The organism is Shewanella sp. 11B5 (assembly GCF_002836795.1).
Taxonomy (GTDB): domain Bacteria; phylum Pseudomonadota; class Gammaproteobacteria; order Enterobacterales; family Shewanellaceae; genus Shewanella; species Shewanella frigidimarina.
In genome coordinates this window covers 1-3,653 of record NZ_PJAP01000640.1, presented here as the reverse complement: position 1 = coordinate 3,653, position 3,653 = coordinate 1, and the positions used below count along the sequence as shown (strand labels likewise).

3 protein-coding genes are annotated in these 3,653 nt (G+C 44.5%); all 3 read right to left on the bottom strand.

Going from position 1 to position 3,653, the window contains the following annotated elements; all coding sequences use genetic code 11:
* On the bottom strand, positions 1–1,439 hold a 1,439-nt coding region (locus CXF78_RS14700; RefSeq protein ID WP_102037220.1), incomplete at its 3' end, for a CoA-acylating methylmalonate-semialdehyde dehydrogenase.
* A 164-nt stretch (positions 1,440–1,603) separates the two neighbouring features.
* Positions 1,604–2,794, bottom strand: a complete 1,191-nt coding sequence (locus CXF78_RS14695) for a thiolase family protein (RefSeq protein WP_102037219.1) — start codon at positions 2,792–2,794, stop codon at positions 1,604–1,606.
* Between the two features lie 310 nt (positions 2,795–3,104).
* The coding region (locus CXF78_RS14690; RefSeq protein WP_145991466.1) for a GGDEF domain-containing protein at positions 3,105–3,653 on the bottom strand (549 nt) is incomplete at its 5' end.

Below are 3,653 nucleotides of genomic sequence, written 5' to 3'. Positions count from 1 at the left end.
CGAGTTGTGATGGTTTTGGTTTCGGTGCAGAAGCGCACCGCTTGCTTGCCGTAGGCGTGTTGGTCGCCATAGAAACTGCCTTTCCATCCAGTGAACGAGAAGAAAGGTAATGGCACAGGAATTGGCACGTTAATACCCACTTGGCCTACTTCAATTTCATGTTGATATTTACGCGCTGCGCCGCCTGATGCAGTAAAGATTGAAGTGCCGTTGCCGTATGGGCTGTTGTTAACCAGTTCGATAGCATCGTCTAAGTTATCCGCTTCCATACAACACAGTACTGGGCCAAATATTTCTTCTTTGTAAATGCTCATGTCGGTGGTGACATTGGTAAACATGGTTGGGCCAACCCAGTTACCCGACTCGTAACCTGCAACGGTAAAATCGGTTCCATCGAGTAAGCAATCAGCACCTTCAGCTTTACCTTGAGCAATCAGTTTTAGTACACGCTCTTTTGCTGCTGGACTGATAACTGGACCGTAAGCAGCTTCTTTGTCATCCCATAAACCAGGACGAACTTTAGCTAACGCTTCTTTTAATTCAGGGATCCATTCTTTAGCTTTACCCACAAAAATAGCGACTGAAATCGCCATACAACGCTGACCGGCAGCACCAACAGAGGCACCAACCATGTTATTGATCACTTGCTGCTTGTTCGCATCAGGCATGATCACGCAATGGTTTTTAGCTCCTGCAAACGCTTGCACACGCTTTAGATTGTCGGTACCGGTTTTGTAAATGTATTGACCAACCCCCACAGAACCAACAAACGAAATCGCTTTAATGGCTGGGTCTCTTAGCAAGATGTCTACTGCTGTTTTGTCGCCATGAATAAGTTGCAACACGCCTTTTGGCGCGCCTGCTTCAACAAACAATTCAACTAAACGCTGTGGCGTCATAGGATCTTGTTCTGACGGCTTTAAAATAAACGTGTTACCGCAAGCAATCGATAACGGGAACATCCATAGCGGGATCATTGCTGGGAAGTTGAATGGGGTAATACCCGCACACACACCTAATGGTTGAGTGTAGCTATAGGTATCGATATTTCGAGCGACGTTTTCAACAGTTTCACCCATCATTAACGACGCAACACCACAAGCATGTTCAGCTACTTCAATGCCGCGCCATACATCGCCTTTAGCATCTTCAAATGTTTTACCGGTTTCTTGCGCCAAAATGGTCGCCAGTTCGTCGTGATGCTCTTTGAGTAAATGTTGGTAACGCAACATGACGCGCGCACGTTCAGACACAGGGACTTCTTTCCACGTTTTAAATGCTTCTTTAGCACTGTGAATGGCCTGCTCAACTTCGGCAGTGGTAGCGCAATTAATTTTAGCAATAACGCTATTATTGGCCGGGTTGGTCACATCAATATTGCGATCTCCGCTGCCATAAGTGAATTCGCCATCAATATAATGCTTAACTTGTGTGATCATGTTGTTTTCCTCGATCCTTGGACATCTTATGAGTGAATAACATCACTCGTATTGAGTTACTGCACAGGTGACGCGATTTGTTGTGTTTGTCAGTCTCACTAACAGTGGCTGCGTGTACATCTACCTGTGCGGTGGTCTTGTCGAACTTAACTTGTATTGTCTATTTACACTTCAATCGCCATTGCTGTGGCTTCGCCGCCACCAATACATAACGATGCCACGCCGCGCTTAAGGCCGCGTGCTTTTAAGGCATAAATCAATGTGACTAACAAACGCGCTCCAGAACAACCAATTGGGTGTCCCATTGCACATGCACCGCCATTAACGTTGACCTTGCTGGCATCTAAGTTCAGCTCAGAAATAGCTAACATGGTGACCATGGCAAACGCTTCGTTGATTTCGTATAAATCGACGTCATCTTTGTTCCACTGCACTTTATCGAACAGTTTTTGCATTGCGCCAACGGGGGCGGTGGTGAACATTGACGGTTCTTGTGAATGAGTGGTGTGGCCTTTAATGGTCGCTAATACGCTTAAGCCTAATTGCTGTGCTTTTTCGCGTGTCATTAACATTAACGCTGCAGCGCCGTCCGAAATTGAACTTGAGTTGGCCGCAGTAATCGTACCGTCTTTGGTAAATGCAGGGCGTAATGTCGGGATTTTTTCAGGACGAGCATTACCAGGTTGTTCATCTATCTCTACCGTCACGTCGCCACGGCGCGTACTAATGGTTACTGGCACGACTTCGTCTTTAAATGCGCCAGAGTTAATCGCTGCATTGGCTTTTTCGAGCGAACCTAATGCAAAATCATCCATTTGCTCACGAGTTAAACCAAAGTCATCAGCGGTTTTTTGGGCAAATGTGCCCATTGCACCACCGGTATAAGCGTCTTCAAGGCCGTCTAAAAACATGTGGTCCATGACTTTGCCGTGGCCCATGCGCATACCGCTACGTGCTTTATCGAGTAAATATGGTGCTTGGCTCATGCTTTCCATGCCACCAGCAACCACAACTTGGCTGCTACCAGCTTTAATTAAATCGTGCGCTAACATGACGGTTTTCATACCAGAACCACAAACTTTATTGACTGTTGTTGCGCCAACGCTTAACGGTAAACCCGCACCTAGCGTCGCTTGGCGAGCAGGTGCTTGGCCCAAACCGGCTGGCAATACACAACCCATCAATACTTCGTCAACAGCATCAACGCTGATCCCCGTTTGGGCGATAAGACCTTTGATAGCGGTTGCAGCTAATACTGGAGAAGCTACCTCAGACAATGCGCCTTGAAACCCACCCATTGGTGTACGTTTCGCGGCAACAATAACGATATCTTGACCTGTTTGCTCTGTACTCATAACCACTCCAATTTACTGCGCTTAAAAAATTAACATCAATAATATGGATATCACTTTGACGTTGACGCGAACGTAAAGCAAGTAAAAAATGGTCTAAATACAGATGTTAATTAATAGGAATTGTCAGTGAAGATTTACAGTTTAAGAATGTCACGTTTAAATTTGATGTAAGATATTGTTTTTATGATATATATCAATACCTATTTATCAGTAACATGATTACTGTTGAGTGATTTATTGAGCGTAAAACTTTAGTCTAAGTAGAAAGTAGCCGAAGCGACCAAACAACTGCATCGGCACTTAGGGAGGGTTAATGATCGACAACCACGACTTGATTACGGCCGTTGTCTTTTGCTTGATATAAGCCTAAATCGGCTTGTTTAATAATGTCGACAAGCTCATGAGTTTGCGGGGTTAACATCGCGACAGACACACTGATAGTGAAATTCATTTTAACATCGTTAAACACAAACTGGTTTGACTCAATACTGGTTCGCAATCGTTCAGCTATTTCAACGGCTTGTGCTTGCTCTGTATCAGGTAAAATAATTAAAAACTCTTCGCCACCGATGCGACCTAAAATATCGTTTTTCTTGAGCCAATTGCGTGCTCGTCTACCACACGCTTTTATGGCTAAATCGCCAATATCATGACCATAATGATCATTAATGGCTTTAAAGTTATCGATATCGAACATAATAACGGCTAGTGATCGATTATGTTTTTTAGCCTGATAAAAGCGCTTTTTACCCTGTTCAAAGGTATGACGTCTATTTGCAATACCCGTCAAATAATCAGTTTGAGAGCGGCGTTTAAATTGTCGGCGAGATTGCCACAAGAAAATGACCACCACCAATAA

Bases quoted from the DNA above. Each gene is read 5' to 3' on its own strand.
- CXF78_RS14695 (WP_102037219.1), bottom strand. From the start codon at position 2,794: ATGAGTACAGAGCAAACAGGTCAAGATATCGTTATTGTTGCCGCGAAA.